The sequence below is a fragment of the Corallococcus sp. RDP092CA genome, from assembly GCF_041903675.1.
In the GTDB taxonomy this organism is placed as follows: domain Bacteria; phylum Myxococcota; class Myxococcia; order Myxococcales; family Myxococcaceae; genus Corallococcus.
Map to the genome: position 1 here is coordinate 1 of NZ_JAYESI010000101.1, position 925 is coordinate 925.

Below are 925 nucleotides of genomic sequence, written 5' to 3' on the forward strand. Positions count from 1 at the left end.
TCAACCTCGCCGGTGAAGCCCTGCCGGAGACACTCGCCAAGCAGGTCTACGCCGTGCCCACGGTGCGGAAGCTCTACAACCTCTACGGGCCTTCCGAGGACACCACCTACTCCACCGCTTCTCTCGTCGGCCGCGACGAGGTGCCTCTCATCGGCCGGCCTCTCCCCGCGACACGCGCCTACGTCCTGGACGCTTCGTTGCAGCCGGTGCCCGTCGGCGTCGCTGGAGAGCTGTACCTCGCCGGCGAAGGCCAGGCGCGTGGCTACCTCCTGCGCCCGGAGCTCACCGCCGAGCGCTTCGTCCCGGAGCCCTTCGGGCCTCTCGGCGGTCGCATGTACCGCACGGGCGACCGCGTCCGCTACCGCGTAGACGGGCGCCTGGAGTACCTCGGCCGCATCGACTTCCAGGTGAAGGTCCGCGGCTTCCGCATCGAGCTGGGTGAAATCGAAGCGGCGCTCCGTCGCGCTCCGGCCCTCAAGGACGCCGTCGTCGTCGCCAAGGGTGACGCCGCTGACAAGCGCCTCGTCGCCTACGTCACTCCCAAGGCCGATGCCTCGCTGGAAGTGGAAGCCCTCAAGGCGCACCTGCGCCAGGGCCTCCCCGAGTACATGGTGCCCGCCACCTTCGTGGTGCTGGATGCCCTGCCTCTCAACGCCAACGGCAAGGTGGACCGCAAGGCCCTGCCCGAGCCGGAGGCACCTCGGTCCGGCAACACCTACGAAGCGCCTCGCACGGAAGTCGAAGCGAAGCTGGCCTCCATCTGGGCGGAGGTCCTCCGCCTGCCCCAGGTGGGCGTGCGGGACTCCTTCTTCGAATTGGGCGGCCACTCCCTGCTGGCCACCCAGGTGGTGTCGCGCGTCCGCGCGGAGTTCAACGTGGAACTCCCTCTGCGCGCCCTCTTCGAGTCCCCCACCGTGGAGGCCCT

1 protein-coding gene is annotated in these 925 nt (G+C 69.5%); it reads left to right on the forward strand.

The features are described 5' to 3' along the window. A partial coding sequence (locus U8525_RS34335; protein WP_374270954.1) for a phosphopantetheine-binding protein occupies positions 1–925 on the forward strand: 925 nt, incomplete at both ends.